This window comes from Bacillus sp. BP-3, from assembly GCF_028401955.1.
GTDB lineage: Bacteria > Bacillota > Bacilli > Bacillales > Bacillaceae_G > Bacillus_A.
In genome coordinates this window covers 139,548-155,596 of the sequence record NZ_JAQOTJ010000010.1, presented here as the reverse complement: position 1 = coordinate 155,596, position 16,049 = coordinate 139,548, and the positions used below count along the sequence as shown (strand labels likewise).

Sequence of the window (16,049 nt, the reverse complement as noted above, 5' to 3'; positions counted from 1 at the left end):
ATATATTAGTGGACATGCAATCGTCAGTCTAAAAAATGAATAGATTCTAAATTTACTAGTTTAGAAAGAAAAAAACTTGTCTACACTGTTTTACTGAAGGGGCGGTGGAGATAAGATGAAAAAACAAGCGATTGCTTATCTGCTTTTATTATTAATTGGTGCACAGATGATTGCGCACTTTGGATATATGAAAGTTGATGCAAAAGGACCTGTCGTAATTCCGAAAGAGGCGATTCGATTACGTATTTTGGCTAATAGTGATTCGAAGGAAGATCAAGAGTTAAAACGTAAAGTGCGTGATGAAGTGAAAGCGCAAATCGATGGTTGGGTGGCAGAGTTAAAATCGTTTGAAGACGCACGTCGCGTCATTCAAAGCCGTATCCCAGAACTTGAACAAACAGTTGCAAAAACATTGAAACGAGAAGGCAGTAAGGAAACTTTTACTGTTCAGTTTAATAAAAATATCAAATTTCCAACGAAAGTATATGGGAATTTTATTTATCCGGCTGGAGAGTATGAAGCAGTACTTGTGACAATTGGAAAAGGTGAAGGGGCAAATTGGTGGTGCGTGTTATTTCCACCTATGTGTTTCTTAGACTTCTCTAGTGGTACAGCTGTTAAGCGAGAAGAGCATGTTGTAAAGGCCGAAACAATTGATGAGGACGATGTAGAAGAAAATTATGTGCAAAAGGAAATTGTAAAAGAAGAAGTAAAACAATCTCTTAAGGATAAGAAAGAGACGCACATCGCACCTAAGCGAAAAGTGAAAGCAAAGGCTGTGCAAGAAAATCGTATCGAAAAAGAATTACAAGAAGAAAGCAAGCAAGAAGAACCACGTATTAGTAAACAGGAAGAACAAGTGAAGGTAGTAGAAGAAACGGAAGAAAAGCCAGAAGTAAAATTGTTTATTGTAGAAGCATTTACATCTTTATTTTCAAAGTAAGTTCTAAAAAAGAGTCCCTCCTCATATATACAAGTATGAGGAGGGATTGTGTATGAAGCAAATTCGTTTTGCTACAAAAACAGATGTGGAAAGATTGCAAACCTTTTTTGGACAAGCTCGAATGAAAGAAGAACGCTTAGATCAATTGCATGGGAATTTTATGATATTAGAAGAAGAGGAACAAATTCAAGCAGCTGTTGGATATGAGCAAGCTGGAAATGATGCGCTTCTTCGTTCTTGTTTATTCACACCTGCTGTGGATAAAGCTATGTTTTTGCACTTTTTCGAAACGTTTTTACAGTATATTAAAGAGAAAAATATTGAACAATTATATTTACTCACAAATAGTCCACAATCTGTGACAATATTTCAATTTTTTCGATTTGAAATGGTTGAAAAGGATGTTGTAGCAGAAGGAATTCGGGAATTAGAACATTTTTGTAAAAATATAAAACAACCGAATGTAATTATACTAAATTGTCAGCTATTCACAAAGTTATCCACTGATTAAAAGGATTTATCCACATTTTGTGGATAAATCTTATTTGTCTTTTGGATAAATCTCATAGTAAACTACAAATAACAAGTATTTCATGGCAGAAAAGGACGTGGAAAAAAATGAACACAAAAATGTGGACTGTGGATAATGTTGTGGAAATAAAAAAATATTATCCACAATTACAAGAAGCAGCGCATTTATTACGAGAAAATGAAGCGGTAGCGTTTCCGACTGAAACAGTATATGGCCTTGGTGCGAATGCATTAAGCGACGAAGCTGTTGCAAAAATTTTTGAAGCAAAAGGAAGACCAAGCGATAATCCGCTTATTGTACATATTGGTACGGAAGAACAATTAGATGGTATTGTAGCTCATATTCCGCCAGTTGCGAATGAATTAATGAAGCATTTCTGGCCGGGACCATTAACGCTTGTTTTTCCGAAAAAGGAAGGGATCTCTGAAAAAGTAACGGCTGGATTGGAGACGGTGGCAGTTCGTATGCCAGATCATCCGGTAGCATTAGCGCTTATTGAAGCAGCGAGTGTACCGGTAGCGGCTCCAAGTGCGAATCGTTCTGGGCGCCCTAGCCCGACGCTCGCTTCCCATGTATATGAAGATTTAGATGGGAAAATTGCTGGTATTGTGGATGGCGGGGCAACTGGTGTTGGTGTGGAATCAACCGTACTAGATTGTACGAGTGAAATACCAACGATTTTACGTCCGGGTGGTATTACGAAGGAGCAATTAGAAAAAGTAATTGGCCCTGTTTTATTGGATCCGGCATTAAAGGATGAAACGGAAAAACCAAAATCACCAGGGATGAAATATACGCATTATGCACCGAAAGCTCCGCTTAGTATTGTAGAAGGTTCACGTACATTTATCCAACAACTTGTGGATAATAAAAGGCAAGAAGGCTATAAAGTAGGTGTATTAACAACAGAGGAATATGAGCACGTGTATAAAGCAGACGTTGTTTTATCTTGTGGAAAGCGCAGTGATTTAGCAACCGTTGCGACGAAGCTTTATGATGTATTGCGTACATTTGACGCAAGCGGTGTTGATATTATTTTTAGCGAGTCGTTCCCAAGTGAGGGGATTGGTAGTGCCATCATGAATCGCTTAACAAAAGCTGCAGGTCACCAAATCATATTCGAAAAATAAATTCTAACTTTCCTCGGACGTGCATATTTTGAAGTAGCAAGTCCGAGGGGGGACATTATGACAATTGAGCATATTATAAGCGAATTGTTGCCGCTATTTATTATGGCATTTGCGCTAGGACTTGATGCGTTTTCTGTTAGTCTCGGTATGGGGATGATTACGCTTAAACTGCGTCAAATCTTTTATATCGGCATTACAATTGGTACATTTCATATAATTATGCCTTTTATAGGTATGATGCTTGGTCGTTTTTTATCAGAGCAATTTGGCTCTATTGCTACTATTATAGGTAGTGTTTTATTAATGGGATTAGGATTTCACATTGTGTATACGTCAATGTCCCGCGGTGATGAGTATAGGAATGCTCCGGCCGGGGCGAGTTTACTATTGTTTGCTTTTAGTGTGAGTATGGATAGTTTTTCTGTTGGCTTAAGTCTCGGTATTTACGGAGCGCGTACGTTTGTCACAATTCTCATATTTGGTGTTGTGAGTATGATGCTTACTTGGTTCGGATTGTTAATTGGCCGTAAGGCACATAGTATTCTGGGAACATATGGAGAAGTACTTGGCGGTATTATACTTGTTGGATTTGGGATAAAATTATTATTTTCAGTATGAACGCAGTCAACTTTAATTGTATTTATTGTAACTCTTATTTCCTTATATTTTTTTGTTGTTAAATTAGCGAAACCGAAGAAAAAAGAAGTCAAATAATTTCATGAGGAATAGTATGAAAGCCCAGATGCGATAAGTAGCTGGGCTTTCATAGTTGTATACATAAAATATCGGCGTCTTCCGCCGAGGCAAAAAGCGCCTCTATGTCAGAAGCTCCATCCCCCTCTTGTTCTGAGCAAGTCGCCTCCGCTTTTAATATATCTAGCTCCGGCTCCTAGCCCCTTCTGTCTAAGAGCCTTCCGCACCAAAAGGTAAAGAGCACCTTTTGTGCGAAAGAACCTTAGCCGACGGGGCTAAGCAGTCGCCTCCGCTTTTAATTATGGCCTTACAAGCTCAAACTGCTCCCCAAGTTTTGCGTAGTTATGTCCAGCTAATCTGCTGATTGGTTTTAGTTCTTCAGCATGAATGCGTCCGTTTTCATATAAGTGCTCAGCGATATGGAATCGTACGATGCGACCGATTAATAGATCGCATGCTGGGGAATTTTCTGTTCCACCTAATTGAATAGCGCGCTCCAATACACATTCCATACGAATGCTTGCTTCCTTTACCCCTGGTACAGAAATGATATCGCTATCAATTGGTGTTAGTTTGGCAAGTTCAATTTCGCTTTCATTCGGAGGAAGATTGGCTGCGGTTTCGTTAATGGCTTCTGCATAAGATTCATCAGAAATGTGAACGACAAATTCTTCTTTTTCCATTGCATTTCGTGCTGTATCTTTTGGTTTGCCCTCTTTTCGTTGTACAGAAACGGAGATAAGAGGCGGATTCGCCGCAACAATATTAAAGTAGCTAAATGGGGCGCCGTTTAGTACTCCTTCATTTGTAACAGTTGTGACGAATGCGACTGGGCGCGGAATAATACTCCCCGTTAGTAATTTGTAATTGTCTTTCTCAGTTTGTTCATTTGGATTAATCGATAGCATATATGTAATCTCCCCTCTTAACATGTGTAACACTTCTTTGTTTGTTTACAAGATAAAAGGGGGAAACTCCTGCTGAAAAAATATATTTTTGTAAAGGGGATAAAAAAATCCCCCACAATTGTGAGGGATTGAAAACATCTTGAATTCAAGATGTTTAATTAAATTAAAGTGTAAGCACCAGGACCAATAAGTGCTACGCCAACGGCAACCGCGATTAAAACAAGGTTATATTCGAAACCGTTTTGTGTAACCCAGTAGCCGTTTTTACCGTGAACTGTGATGATCGATACTAACATTGTACCAACAATAAATAGAGCGCCTATCCAAGTGAAAATACCAGCAGCAAATAAGAAACCGCCTAGTAATTCAGTTGCTCCGGCCATAAATGCCATCAATACGCCTGGTCGTAAGCCGATTGATTCCATCCAGCCGCCAGTTCCTTTTAAACCGTAACCCCCGAACCAGCCAAATAACTTTTGAGCGCCATGTCCCATGAAAGTAATACCAATAATAAGACGAATAATAAGAAGACCAATGTTCATCATTTTATAAAACCTCCAAAAAGTTTATTTACTTACCTTATATAAGTAAATAATAAAATAGTTACTTACTTTAGTCAAGTGGATTATCAAAAAAACAAAAATTAATTTTACAAACAATAAATGAAAAGATAATGATGTTGTTAAGGAGTTTAGACAATTTGTGGGTAAAATTGAAAGGAATTCGCTTCATTTTCAATTGAATTCAGACAGTCTGAATTGACTAGAATTTTCCAAGAAGATACAATAAGGGTCTGGTTAACAATTTCAACTAACCATCAGTGAGAAAAGCATCACTAATGGAAGTTTCACTTTATGGAAACGTTTTTATATCGCTAAAGCGGTGAATGATAAGGAGGATTACCCTATGTTTAAAAAATTATTTGGTTTTGGTTCTAAAACAAATGCAGAAACAATTGTATCTCCATTAACTGGAGAAGTGAAAAATATTGAAGAAGTACCAGATCCAGTATTCGCTGGTCGTATGATGGGAGACGGTGTTGCCATCGAGCCAACTGAAGGTGTAGTAGTATCTCCGGTAGATGGCGAGGTTGTCCAATTATTCCATACAAAACATGCTGTAGGGATTAAATCGAAAAACGGCGCAGAAATCTTAATCCACGTTGGATTAGAGACTGTAAAAATGGAAGGCGAAGGCTTCGAAACACACGTATCGGAAGGACAAGTTGTTAAAGCTGGCGATAAATTAATCTCTTTCGATTTAGAACTAATCCGTGCAAAAGCGAAAAGTACAATTACACCGATCGTTATTACAAACACAGATGCAACCGAATCTATTGAAACAACTGTAGGTGTAACAGCTACAAAAGGTTCAACTGGAGTAATGAAAGTAACAATGAAATAATCATTTGATGAGTAGGGAATCCATTTCATAATTGAAATGGGTTTCTTTTTTATGTCAATTTTTTAACTTATATATACATTTCTTTTTTTCGCTACCATTGTGAGTTATGATGAAAATAGATATTCATCATAAGGAGTGGTGTTTGGTGAAGCGAGTATTATTCGTTTGTACAGGTAATACGTGCCGCAGTCCAATGGCAGAGGCGCTATTACGTCATCATGGTAATGAACAGTTTGATGTGCAATCTGCTGGTGTATTTGCGGCGGTTGGCAGCGATGCATCTTCTCATGCCAAAAGTGCACTGGATGAAAAAGGTATCCGGGTTGTGCATTCTTCAAAGCAAGTGACAGAAGGGTTGCTGGAGTGGTCGGATGTTGTATTGACGATGACAGCGGGACATCGTCAACTTTTATTAACACACTATCCGGAAATAAGCGAAAAAGTGCATACATTATATGAATTTGTAGAAGGTACAAATAAGGATATTTCTGATCCTTTTGGCGGTTCGCTTGCTACCTATCGAGCAACACTGGAAGAAATGGAGCAACTTATGCAAACTTTGGTGAAAAAACACTCAGAAAGCTAATGTTTCGTGTATAATACGATATTGGAGATTATGCTGATTTAATGGAAAGAAGAGATTTCTACTAATAGAAGTTTCATTTTATATTTGGAGGGGTTTAGAATGAAAGTAGTTGTAGCATCTGATCATGGCGGATTGAATATTCGTAAAGAAATCGTAAGTCTATTAGAGGAATTGAACATTGAATATATTGATTTAGGTTGTGAGTGCGAAGCGGGTTCTGTAGATTATCCAGATTTTGCATTCCCAGCAGCAGAAATGGTTGCAAACGGTGAAGTGGATCGCGGTATTTTAATTTGTGGAACAGGCATCGGTATGTCAATTGCAGCAAATAAAGTACACGGTATTCGCTGCGCATTAGTACATGATACATTTAGTGCAAAAGCAACGAGAGAACATAATGATACAAACATGTTAGCAATGGGTGAGCGTGTAATTGGAGCTGGATTAGCACGCGATATCGCAAAAATTTGGTTAACAACGGATTATGAAGGCGGCCGTCACGAAAATCGTGTAGGGAAAATTAAAGCGTACGAAGCGAAGTAATTGTAGTCTAACTTCTAGTAAGAGATAATATAATTTGTTGAACCTACCTGCGAAAGGAAGAGCGTAATGAGTGAAATATCACAATTAAAAGAGCAGTTGCAAACAGCGCTTTTTGAATTTCAAGAGCAAGCCACGCTGCGGAATGGGAACCTTTTTGTTGTGGGATGTAGTACAAGTGAAGTGCTTGGTGAAAGAATTGGAACATCCGGAACGATGGAAGTTGCAGAGGCGATTTTTTCTGAGTTAACACATTTTCAAGAGCATTATGGCATTACCCTAGCATTTCAGTGCTGCGAACATTTAAACCGTGCTTTAGTGGTAGAAAGAGAAGTCGCAGAAAAGCATCAGTTTGAGATTGTAACTGTTACGCCTGTCAGATCAGCGGGTGGGGCTCTTGCAACATATGCATATCATAATATGAAAGACCCCGTTATCGTAGAGTTTGTAAAAGCGGATGCAGGTATTGATATTGGAGATACATTTATCGGTATGCATTTAAAACATGTAGCTGTTCCGGTCCGTACGCGAGTGAAAGAGATTGGGCATGCTCATGTAACGATGGCAAAAACGCGTCCGAAGTTAATTGGCGGAGCACGTGCAGTATATGCAATAAAAGAGGAAACGTTTACTTGTAGTTAAGTAAGAAAAAAAGACCGAATTTGGTCTTTTTTTCTTTTATCATGTGTGGAGTCGTGTTAGAATGTAGTTGAAAATGTGAAGATTTAATAGGATTACAGCTAGAACTTTCGTTTTTTCTTAGGAAATGAAGGGAAAATATCGGAAATAGGTGTAGTTCGTTCAGAAAAGGGGGATTTTGGTGGAGCATTTAAAACGTCAAGATGAAAAGGTGTTTGCTGCGATTGAATTAGAATTAGGAAGACAGCGTTCAAAAATTGAGCTTATTGCATCTGAAAACTTCGTAAGCGAAGCGGTAATGGAAGCGCAAGGTTCTGTATTAACGAACAAGTATGCAGAAGGATATCCTGGAAAACGTTATTACGGTGGTTGTGAACATGTAGATATCGTGGAAGATATCGCACGTGATCGCGCAAAAGAAATTTTTGGCGCAGAGCACGTAAACGTTCAACCACACTCTGGTGCACAGGCAAATATGGCTGTATACTTCACAATTCTAGAGCAAGGTGACACAGTGCTTGGTATGAACTTATCTCACGGCGGTCACTTAACACACGGAAGTCCTGTTAACTTTAGTGGTGTGCAATACAACTTCATTGAATACGGTGTAGATCCTGACACACATCACATCAATTATGAAGACGTATTAGAAAAAGCGAAAGAGCATAAACCAAAATTAATTGTTGCCGGTGCTAGTGCATATCCTCGTGTGATTGATTTCAAGAAATTCCGTGAAATCGCTGATGAGGTTGGCGCATATTTAATGGTAGATATGGCACATATCGCAGGACTTGTAGCAGCAGGCTTACACCCAAACCCAGTACCATACGCTGATTTCGTAACAACAACAACTCATAAAACATTACGCGGACCGCGCGGCGGTATGATTTTATGTAAAGAACAATTTGCAAAGCAAATTGATAAATCCATCTTCCCTGGTATTCAAGGCGGACCGCTTATGCATGTAATCGCGGCAAAGGCAGTTGCATTTGGAGAAGCATTACAAGACGACTTTAAAGCATATGCACAAAATATTATTAACAATGCAAATCGTTTAGCTCAAGGTCTGCAAAAAGAAGGGATTACTCTTGTTTCTGGTGGAACGGACAACCACCTAATTTTAATTGATGTTCGCAATTTGGATATTACCGGAAAAGTTGCAGAGCATGTATTAGATGAAGTTGGTATCACAGTAAACAAAAACACAATTCCATTTGATCCAGCTAGCCCATTTGTAACAAGTGGCGTTCGTATTGGAACTGCAGCTGTAACATCAAGAGGTTTTGGATTTGCTGAAATGGATGAAATCGCATCAATTATTGCTTACACATTAAAAAATCATGATAATGAAGCAGCATTAGAAGAAGCGAGTGTTCGTGTAAATGCCTTAACTGATAAATTCCCAATGTATAAAGAGCTATAATAAAAAAAGCTGTTGAAACGTATTGTTTCAACAGCTTTTTTTAAGACAATTATTCCTTTAATATTAAATGGAAACAAATGTGATATCGGTAAGTGGATGCAATATGTTAAGAAGCTATTGTGTGATCCAAAACAGGTGGAGCATTTCGGAAAACGTAAGGTAAAAGGGGGGATTTCTTCCTTTCGAAATAACGGATTTAGATGAAGTGCTTCTTGAAATGAATTGCAAAGACATAGTTTTGAAGGAGTTTATTAAATGAAAGGTTCATTTTTTTCTTATATTAATTATGTTCTATTGAAATAACATAATTAATAGTAAGAAACTAAAAAACAGTATTTCATAAAACTTTATATATGAAGAGAAGAACATTCAAGGTAACCTATGTATACAAATCTTGAAGACATTCTAAATATATAATGAGGGATGCCGTCTCTATAATTGGTAAAGCTATTCTTGTAAAAGGAAGAAGTGTTTGAAATTTTACCAAATTTGCCCTTGAATATTAGAAGCGTTTTCTTTACAATCGTACATAGTGTAAAAACAGGTGCTCTCACGCATCAATATCATCCGAAGGAGCGATTCACATGGGAAAACTGTATGTTTTTGATCACCCTTTAATTCAACATAAGATTACATATATTCGCGATAAGAATACAGGTACGAAAGAATTTCGTGAACTAGTAGATGAAGTAGCAAGTTTGATGGCGTTTGAAATTACACGCGATCTTCCTCTTGAAGAGATTGAAATTGAAACACCTGTAAGTAAAGCGAAAACAAAAGTGATTGCAGGTAAGAAGCTTGGTTTAATTCCGATTTTACGCGCGGGCTTAGGAATGGTAGATGGAATTTTGAAATTAATTCCAGCAGCGAAAGTAGGTCATATCGGTTTATACCGTGATCCAGAAACATTACAACCTGTAGAATATTATGTGAAGCTTCCAACTGATGTAGAAGAACGTGACTTTATTGTACTTGATCCAATGTTAGCGACAGGCGGTTCTGCATCAGAAGCCATTACGTCATTAAAGAAGCGCGGTGCGAAACATATTAAATTAATGTGTATCGTTGGTGCTCCAGAAGGCGTAAAAGTGATTCAAGAAGACCATCCTGATGTAGATATTTATGTGGCTGCATTAGATGAAAAATTAAACGATCATGGATATGTTGTACCAGGTCTTGGAGATGCTGGCGACCGTTTATTTGGAACGAAGTAAGACAACAGACGAGAGGACATCCTTCTCGTCTGTTTTTTTATACAACATAAAAATTGGTGAAATCGCATATAATATAGAAACATCATATTTGAGAAAGGTATGTTAAATGTGAAAATTTATATATCAAGAAAACATAATAGTGACAAAGTTGTGAACTTTTTTCTTCTATTATAATGAGAAAAGGTCTAGAAGTTAGACGACTTTTAACATTTTTTTGAAGGAGAACGTTTTCAGTTATGGGAATAAATACCTAATACTCAAATTTTTTGATTTTTTTCGATTTGACGTTGACACTGTTTAATACCCTATTGTATGCTAACAACGGGGATAGATGGTAGGGTTTTCATTGACAAATTTTCGTCTATTCTTTGACAAAAAAAATAATTTTCTCATTTAAATAGGATTTATGCAAAAAAATGAGTTATTATTAACACATTCTTAAACACATAGTGAATGAGGCGTTACATATGGAGGGATGAATCCTTGGGGGAAAACAAGCGTAGTCCATTTAAGGCATATGCTTTAATGACCGGAATTCTTTCTCAGCTCGTTGGTGCGATTTTAGTTGGAATTTTTGGCGGGCAATGGATTGATAGTAAGCTTGGAACGTTTCCATTATTTCTAGTAATCGGTTTATTATTAGGACTTGGAACAGGGGTTTATGCGATGATTCGACTCATTCGACAATTTTATTCGGGAGAGCAATGATGATAGAAGTACATGAACTTGTCCAAAGACAAAAGAAATATATGTACAACCTTCTCGCACTCTTTGTATTAGGATGGGGCTTTACCTCATACAAAGATGTCTTTCTAGGACTGATTATCGGAACGATTTTCGGTTTTCTTAGTTTGCGCATCGTTGCACACAAGACGGACAAACTGTTAGATCGCGTTACACAAGGTGAGACAGTGAAGTATAAAGCGACTGCAGTGAGTACATATTCGAGATTAGCCGCGATAGGGCTATTAATTTTATTTGCAGCAAAATATCAACATTTAATGGCGATGTGGAGCTTAGCATTAGGATTGCTGACAGGATATCTTGTCATGATCATAGATTTTCTTTATCTACAGTATAAGAGCAGGGAAGAGAGGTGAATTACTAGTGGAACACGGTAAATTAGTTGAATTTCTAGGTTTAACGTTCGACTTGTCCTCTGTTATGATGACGACTGTTGCGGCAGTAATCGTATTTATCATTGCTATTATGTGTACCCGTCGCTTAGCTCTACGTCCAACAGGAATGCAAAATTTCTTTGAATGGGTTGTGGACTTCGTAAAAGGTATGATTAATAGTACGATGGATTGGCAAACAGGTGGACGCTTTTTAACGCTTGGAGTTACACTCATTATGTACATCTTTGTAGCAAACATGCTCGGTTTGCCGTTCATGATTGCGACAGCTGAAGGTGGAGAGCATATTGCATGGTGGAGATCTCCAACGTCTGACCCAGCAGTTACTCTAACTTTAGCCGTGATGGTAGTTGCCCTCACCCATTATTATGGAGTTAAAATGAAGGGTACGAAAGAATATTTAAAAGGCTATATTCAACCAATGAAATTCTTATTCCCATTAAAGGTAATTGAGGAATTTGCGAATACATTGACGTTAGGTCTGCGTTTATTTGGTAACATTTATGCAGGTGAAATTTTATTAACGTTACTTGCTCAGTTAGGAGCAAGCGGAACGTTTGGCGCATTAGGTGCTGTTCTGCCGATGTTAGCATGGATGGGCTTCAGTATCTTCGTAGGTGCTATCCAAGCATTTATCTTTACAATGTTAACGATGGTGTACATGGCTCATAAAGTAAGCCATGACCATTAATATATTTAAAGTAAGTACAAAATTTATTTTTTATTGATAAAAAGGAGGACTTTTAAAATGAGTTTAGGTGTAATCGCAGCTGCAATTGCAATTGGTTTATCTGCATTAGGTGCTGGTATTGGTAATGGTCTTATCGTATCTCGCACAGTTGAGGGTGTTGCTCGTCAACCAGAATTACGTGGTGTACTTCAAACAATCATGTTCATCGGGGTAGCGTTAGTTGAGGCGCTTCCAATCATCGGTGTAGTAATCGCGTTTATCGTATTAAACAAATAAGGGATAGCTCCCCTTACAATAAGTGGCGAAGATCGTTTTGGGACCTTCTTCGCCATTGCTTTATGAATGAAACATTACTTGTCTTTTCATTTGTTTAATTTAGATTTTTGAAGGGAGTGAATCCTTGTGCCAACTCTATTATTAGGAGCTGCTGCTGTCCCATACGGAACAGTGATTTATACAATTGTCGTTTTCCTAATTCTATTAGCATTACTTCGTAAATATGCATTTGGACCTTTAATGGGAATTATGAAGGAACGTGAAGATCATATTTCTAGCGAAATCGACGCTGCAGAAAAGAACAATGCAGAGGCGAGAAAGTTAGTAGAAGAACAACGTGACATGTTAAAACAATCACGTATTGAAGCGCAAGAATTAATCGAGAGAGCGAAAAAGCAAGCAGAGGATCAAAAAGAAAGTATCGTTGCTGCTGCAAAAGAAGAAGCAGTATCTATTAAAGAATCTGCTGTACAAGAAATTCAACGCGAAAAAGAGCAAGCAATTGCTGCTCTTCAAGAACAGGTTGCTTCTTTATCTGTCCAAATTGCTTCTAAAGTTATGCAAAAAGAACTGAAAGAAGAAGACCAAGTTCAATTAATTCGCGATTATATTAAAGAGGTAGGAGAAGCGCGATGAGCAATGAGATTGTAGCTAAACGTTATGCCGTCGCTCTTTTTCAAATCGCAAAAGAAAAACACGTACTAGAAATGTTTGAGGAAGAACTACGCCTTGTGCAAAGTGTTTTTGTAAGTAGTAAAGAACTACATACATTTTTAGGACAACCAAGCATTTCAGTTGAAAAGAAAAAACAATTTCTTTCTAACGTGTTTTCTACTGTTTCTCAGCCGATTTTAAGCACGTTATATATTTTAATCGATAATCATCGCGAAACATTATTACCTGAAATTGTAGATGTGTACGTTGCACTTGCCAATGAAGAGCGTAACGTAGCGGATGCAACGGTTTACTCTACTCGTTCTTTAACAGAAGATGAGAAGCTTAGCGTTGCAGAGGCATTTGCAAAGAAAACAGGAAAAGATGCAATTCGCGTTCAAAATGTTGTAGATGAAGATTTACTAGGCGGTATTAAAGTACGCATTGGAAACCGCATTTACGACGGCAGTTTACAAGGAAAGTTAGCACGTATTCAGCGTGAACTTATGAAGAATAGATAGGGGTGAAGCGCATGAGCATCAGAGCTGAAGAAATTAGCGCACTGATTAAGCAACAAATTGAAAACTATCAGTCTGAGATCGAAGTTAGCGATGTTGGTACAGTTATTCAAGTTGGTGACGGTATTGCACGTGCTCATGGTCTGGATAACGTTATGGCTGGTGAGCTTGTTGAGTTCGCTAACGGCGTTATGGGACTAGCACAAAACTTAGAGGAAAATAACGTAGGTATCATTATTTTAGGACCTTATACTGAAATTCGTGAAGGTGACGAAGTACGTCGTACAGGTCGCATCATGCAAGTACCAGTAGGGGAAGAATTAATCGGTCGTGTTGTAAACCCACTAGGTCAACCAGTAGACGGTTTAGGTCCAATTAACACAACAAAAACTCGTCCAATCGAAAACCCAGCACCAGGCGTAATGGATCGTAAATCTGTTCATGAGCCACTTCAAACTGGTATTAAAGCGATTGACGCTCTTGTACCAATTGGACGCGGACAACGTGAGTTAATTATCGGTGACCGCCAAACTGGTAAAACAGCTGTTGCACTTGATACAATCTTGAACCAAAAAGATCAAGATATGGTTTGTATCTATGTAGCAATCGGACAAAAAGAATCTACAGTTCGTAACGTAGTTGAAACGTTACGTAAGCACGGTGCATTAGAGTACACAATCGTTGTAACTGCATCTGCTTCTCAACCTGCTCCATTATTATACTTAGCTCCATATGCTGGTGTAACAATGGGTGAAGAGTTCATGTACAACGGCAAACACGTATTAGTTGTATATGATGACTTATCAAAACAAGCAGCTGCATACCGTGAGCTGTCATTACTATTACGTCGTCCTCCAGGTCGTGAAGCGTATCCAGGGGATGTATTCTACTTACACTCTCGCTTACTAGAGCGTGCGGCGAAATTAAGTGATGCAAAAGGCGCTGGTTCTTTAACAGCATTACCTTTCATCGAAACACAAGCAGGGGACGTATCAGCTTACATCCCAACAAACGTAATCTCTATTACAGATGGACAGATCTTCTTACAATCTGATCTATTCTTCTCTGGTGTACGTCCAGCGATCGACGCAGGTACTTCTGTATCTCGTGTTGGTGGTGCGGCTCAGATCAAAGCGATGAGCAAAGTATCTGGTACACTTCGTCTTGACCTTGCATCTTATCGTGAATTAGAAGCATTCGCTGCGTTCGGTTCTGACCTTGATAAAGCAACACAAGCGAAATTAAGCCGTGGTGCACGTACAGTAGAAGTATTAAAACAAGGCTTACATAAGCCATTAAAAGTAGAGAAGCAAGTTATGATTCTTTACGCATTAACACGCGGATTCTTAGATGATATCCCAGTAGTAGATATCACTCGTTTCGAAGACGAGTTCCATGCTTGGTTAGATACAAATGCTGCTGAACTATTAACTGAAATTCGTACAACAACAAAACTTGCTGAAGACGACAAAATGGCAGCAGCTATTAACGGCTTCAAAAAAGTTTTTGTGGCTTCTGAGTAATAATAAAAAGCGGAAGCGGCTTGTTTGGCCGCTCCACTTTTATATAAGCAGGACTCTTACATAGAGTGCTAACGGATATGAAGAGGAAAAGAGTAGGTGCACCTATTCTTTTCCTTCAATCATGAACAAGTATAACGATTAGAAAGATTGACGAAGTGGAACTCTTTCTAATCATGCCAACTTCCGGAAAAAAGGTGGTGAAAACCTGTGGCATCTTTACGCGATATAAAAGCGAAAATTAACTCGACAAAGAAAACGAGTCAAATTACGAAAGCGATGGAGATGGTATCTGCATCGAAGTTAAGCCGTGCAGAACAAAATGCTAAATCTTTCGTTCCGTATATGGATAAGATTCAAGAAGTAGTAGCGAGCATAGCGCAAGGTAGCGGGGTAAATCACCCAATGTTAACAGCGCGTCCTGTGAAGCGAACAGGATACATCGTTATTACATCGGATCGCGGACTAGCAGGTGGATATAACAGTAACGTTTTACGTGCAGTAAGCAACGTAGTGAAAGAGCGTCATAACATGGATGCAAATCAATACGCAATTATTGTACTTGGACGTCTAGGACGTGATTACTTAAAACGTCGTGGTTTTAATATCATTGATGAAGTACTTGGATTATCAGATCAACCAGTATTCGCTGATATTAAAGACATTGCTTCAAGAGCAATTTCTATGTTTACAGATGGCGCTTATGATGAATTGTATATTTACTACAATCATTATGTAAGTAAGATCTCACAAGAAGTAACGGAGAAGAAAATTTTACCGCTTACGGATGTGGCATCTGACAAAGCAACAACTTCATATGAATTTGAACCATCTGAAGAAGATATTTTAAAAGTATTATTGCCACAATACGCAGAAAGCTTAGTTTACGGTGCATTACTAGATGGTAAAGCAAGTGAACATGCAGCGCGTATGACAGCAATGAAAAGTGCTACAGACAACGCAATGGAAGTTATCGATACACTTACACTTTCTTTCAACCGCGCTCGTCAAGCAGCGATTACGCAAGAAATTACGGAAATCGTTGGCGGTGCAGCTGCGTTAGAATAGTAATAAAAAGCGGAAGCGGCTCGCTCAGAATGGGAGGGGGATGGAGCTTCAGACGTAGAGGCGTTCTTTGCCTCGTAGGAAGAAGCGAAGCCACCGAGTATTCTAGCCGCTGGAGCTGGATTAAGTAAAAAGCAGAAGCGATAATCCTTATGCGAAATGAAATATAAAAAATGC

At 38.5% G+C, this 16,049-nt stretch carries 21 protein-coding genes; 19 read left to right on the top strand and 2 right to left on the bottom strand.

What is annotated here, in order from left to right; translation table 11 throughout:
• Window positions 1-115: 115 nt before the first annotated feature.
• The 4 genes from spoIIR (at window position 116) to PLX19_RS16835 (ending at window position 3,223) form a co-directional block, all read left to right on the top strand.
• Entirely contained in the window at window positions 116-943 is an 828-nt protein-coding gene (gene spoIIR, locus PLX19_RS16850; RefSeq protein WP_272189889.1) for a stage II sporulation protein R, read from the top strand.
• Window positions 944-995: 52 nt separating this feature from the next.
• Window positions 996-1,454, top strand: a complete 459-nt coding sequence (locus tag PLX19_RS16845) for a mechanosensitive ion channel protein (RefSeq protein WP_272189888.1) — start codon at window positions 996-998, stop codon at window positions 1,452-1,454.
• A 107-nt stretch (window positions 1,455-1,561) separates the two neighbouring features.
• Entirely contained in the window at window positions 1,562-2,605 is a 1,044-nt protein-coding gene (locus PLX19_RS16840; protein WP_272189886.1) for an L-threonylcarbamoyladenylate synthase, read from the top strand.
• A 57-nt stretch (window positions 2,606-2,662) separates the two neighbouring features.
• The gene (locus PLX19_RS16835; RefSeq protein WP_272189885.1) at window positions 2,663-3,223 is read left to right on the top strand and encodes a manganese efflux pump MntP; all 561 of its coding nucleotides are present in this window, start codon (window positions 2,663-2,665) and stop codon (window positions 3,221-3,223) included.
• A gap of 374 nt (window positions 3,224-3,597) precedes the next feature.
• Here the strand turns inward: PLX19_RS16835 and PLX19_RS16830 are convergent, their stop codons facing one another.
• A complete protein-coding gene (locus PLX19_RS16830; protein WP_272189883.1) occupies window positions 3,598-4,206 on the bottom strand; it encodes a flavin reductase family protein in 609 nt (202 codons plus the stop codon).
• A 158-nt stretch (window positions 4,207-4,364) separates the two neighbouring features.
• The gene (locus PLX19_RS16825; protein WP_272189881.1) at window positions 4,365-4,751 is read right to left on the bottom strand and encodes a DoxX family protein; all 387 of its coding nucleotides are present in this window, start codon (window positions 4,749-4,751) and stop codon (window positions 4,365-4,367) included.
• A 361-nt stretch (window positions 4,752-5,112) separates the two neighbouring features.
• Here PLX19_RS16825 and PLX19_RS16820 point away from each other — a divergent pair, with 361 nt between their 5' ends.
• The 15 genes from PLX19_RS16820 (at window position 5,113) to atpG (ending at window position 15,875) form a co-directional block, all read left to right on the top strand.
• Window positions 5,113-5,610, top strand: coding sequence for a PTS sugar transporter subunit IIA (locus tag PLX19_RS16820; RefSeq protein ID WP_272189880.1), 498 nt, complete (start codon window positions 5,113-5,115; stop codon window positions 5,608-5,610).
• Between the two features lie 145 nt (window positions 5,611-5,755).
• Window positions 5,756-6,196, top strand: coding sequence for a low molecular weight protein arginine phosphatase (locus PLX19_RS16815; RefSeq protein WP_272189879.1), 441 nt, complete (start codon window positions 5,756-5,758; stop codon window positions 6,194-6,196).
• 99 nt (window positions 6,197-6,295) lie between these two features.
• Window positions 6,296-6,739, top strand: coding sequence for a ribose 5-phosphate isomerase B (rpiB, locus tag PLX19_RS16810; protein ID WP_098917345.1), 444 nt, complete (start codon window positions 6,296-6,298; stop codon window positions 6,737-6,739).
• 66 nt (window positions 6,740-6,805) lie between these two features.
• On the top strand, window positions 6,806-7,378 hold the full coding sequence (locus PLX19_RS16805) for a TIGR01440 family protein (RefSeq protein WP_272189878.1): 573 nt from the start codon (window positions 6,806-6,808) through the stop codon (window positions 7,376-7,378).
• A 178-nt stretch (window positions 7,379-7,556) separates the two neighbouring features.
• Entirely contained in the window at window positions 7,557-8,798 is a 1,242-nt protein-coding gene (glyA, locus tag PLX19_RS16800) for a serine hydroxymethyltransferase (RefSeq protein ID WP_272189877.1), read from the top strand.
• A 584-nt stretch (window positions 8,799-9,382) separates the two neighbouring features.
• Window positions 9,383-10,012, top strand: coding sequence for a uracil phosphoribosyltransferase (gene upp, locus PLX19_RS16795; RefSeq protein ID WP_020061432.1), 630 nt, complete (start codon window positions 9,383-9,385; stop codon window positions 10,010-10,012).
• A 397-nt stretch (window positions 10,013-10,409) separates the two neighbouring features.
• The gene (locus PLX19_RS26240) at window positions 10,410-10,454 is read left to right on the top strand and encodes a DUF4024 domain-containing protein (RefSeq protein ID WP_368087050.1); all 45 of its coding nucleotides are present in this window, start codon (window positions 10,410-10,412) and stop codon (window positions 10,452-10,454) included.
• Between the two features lie 41 nt (window positions 10,455-10,495).
• On the top strand, window positions 10,496-10,720 hold the full coding sequence (locus PLX19_RS16790; protein ID WP_272189876.1) for an AtpZ/AtpI family protein: 225 nt from the start codon (window positions 10,496-10,498) through the stop codon (window positions 10,718-10,720).
• Window positions 10,720-11,112: an ATP synthase subunit I gene (locus tag PLX19_RS16785; protein ID WP_020061434.1), complete on the top strand. Its 393-nt coding sequence runs from the start codon at window positions 10,720-10,722 to the stop codon at window positions 11,110-11,112. The genes PLX19_RS16790 and PLX19_RS16785 overlap by 1 nt, the downstream gene beginning before the upstream one ends.
• Before the next feature lie 7 nt (window positions 11,113-11,119).
• A complete protein-coding gene (gene atpB / locus PLX19_RS16780; protein WP_272189874.1) occupies window positions 11,120-11,839 on the top strand; it encodes a F0F1 ATP synthase subunit A in 720 nt (239 codons plus the stop codon).
• Between the two features lie 57 nt (window positions 11,840-11,896).
• On the top strand, window positions 11,897-12,115 hold the full coding sequence (gene atpE / locus PLX19_RS16775) for a F0F1 ATP synthase subunit C (RefSeq protein WP_020061436.1): 219 nt from the start codon (window positions 11,897-11,899) through the stop codon (window positions 12,113-12,115).
• Between the two features lie 126 nt (window positions 12,116-12,241).
• Complete coding sequence (atpF, locus tag PLX19_RS16770; protein WP_272189872.1) at window positions 12,242-12,751, top strand: F0F1 ATP synthase subunit B; 510 nt, start codon at window positions 12,242-12,244, stop codon at window positions 12,749-12,751.
• On the top strand, window positions 12,748-13,290 hold the full coding sequence (locus tag PLX19_RS16765; protein WP_272189871.1) for a F0F1 ATP synthase subunit delta: 543 nt from the start codon (window positions 12,748-12,750) through the stop codon (window positions 13,288-13,290). The genes atpF and PLX19_RS16765 overlap by 4 nt, the downstream gene beginning before the upstream one ends.
• Window positions 13,291-13,301: 11 nt before the next feature.
• On the top strand, window positions 13,302-14,810 hold the full coding sequence (atpA, locus tag PLX19_RS16760) for a F0F1 ATP synthase subunit alpha (RefSeq protein ID WP_272189870.1): 1,509 nt from the start codon (window positions 13,302-13,304) through the stop codon (window positions 14,808-14,810).
• 207 nt (window positions 14,811-15,017) lie between these two features.
• Window positions 15,018-15,875: an ATP synthase F1 subunit gamma gene (gene atpG / locus PLX19_RS16755; protein WP_272189869.1), complete on the top strand. Its 858-nt coding sequence runs from the start codon at window positions 15,018-15,020 to the stop codon at window positions 15,873-15,875.
• Window positions 15,876-16,049 lie beyond the last annotated feature (174 nt).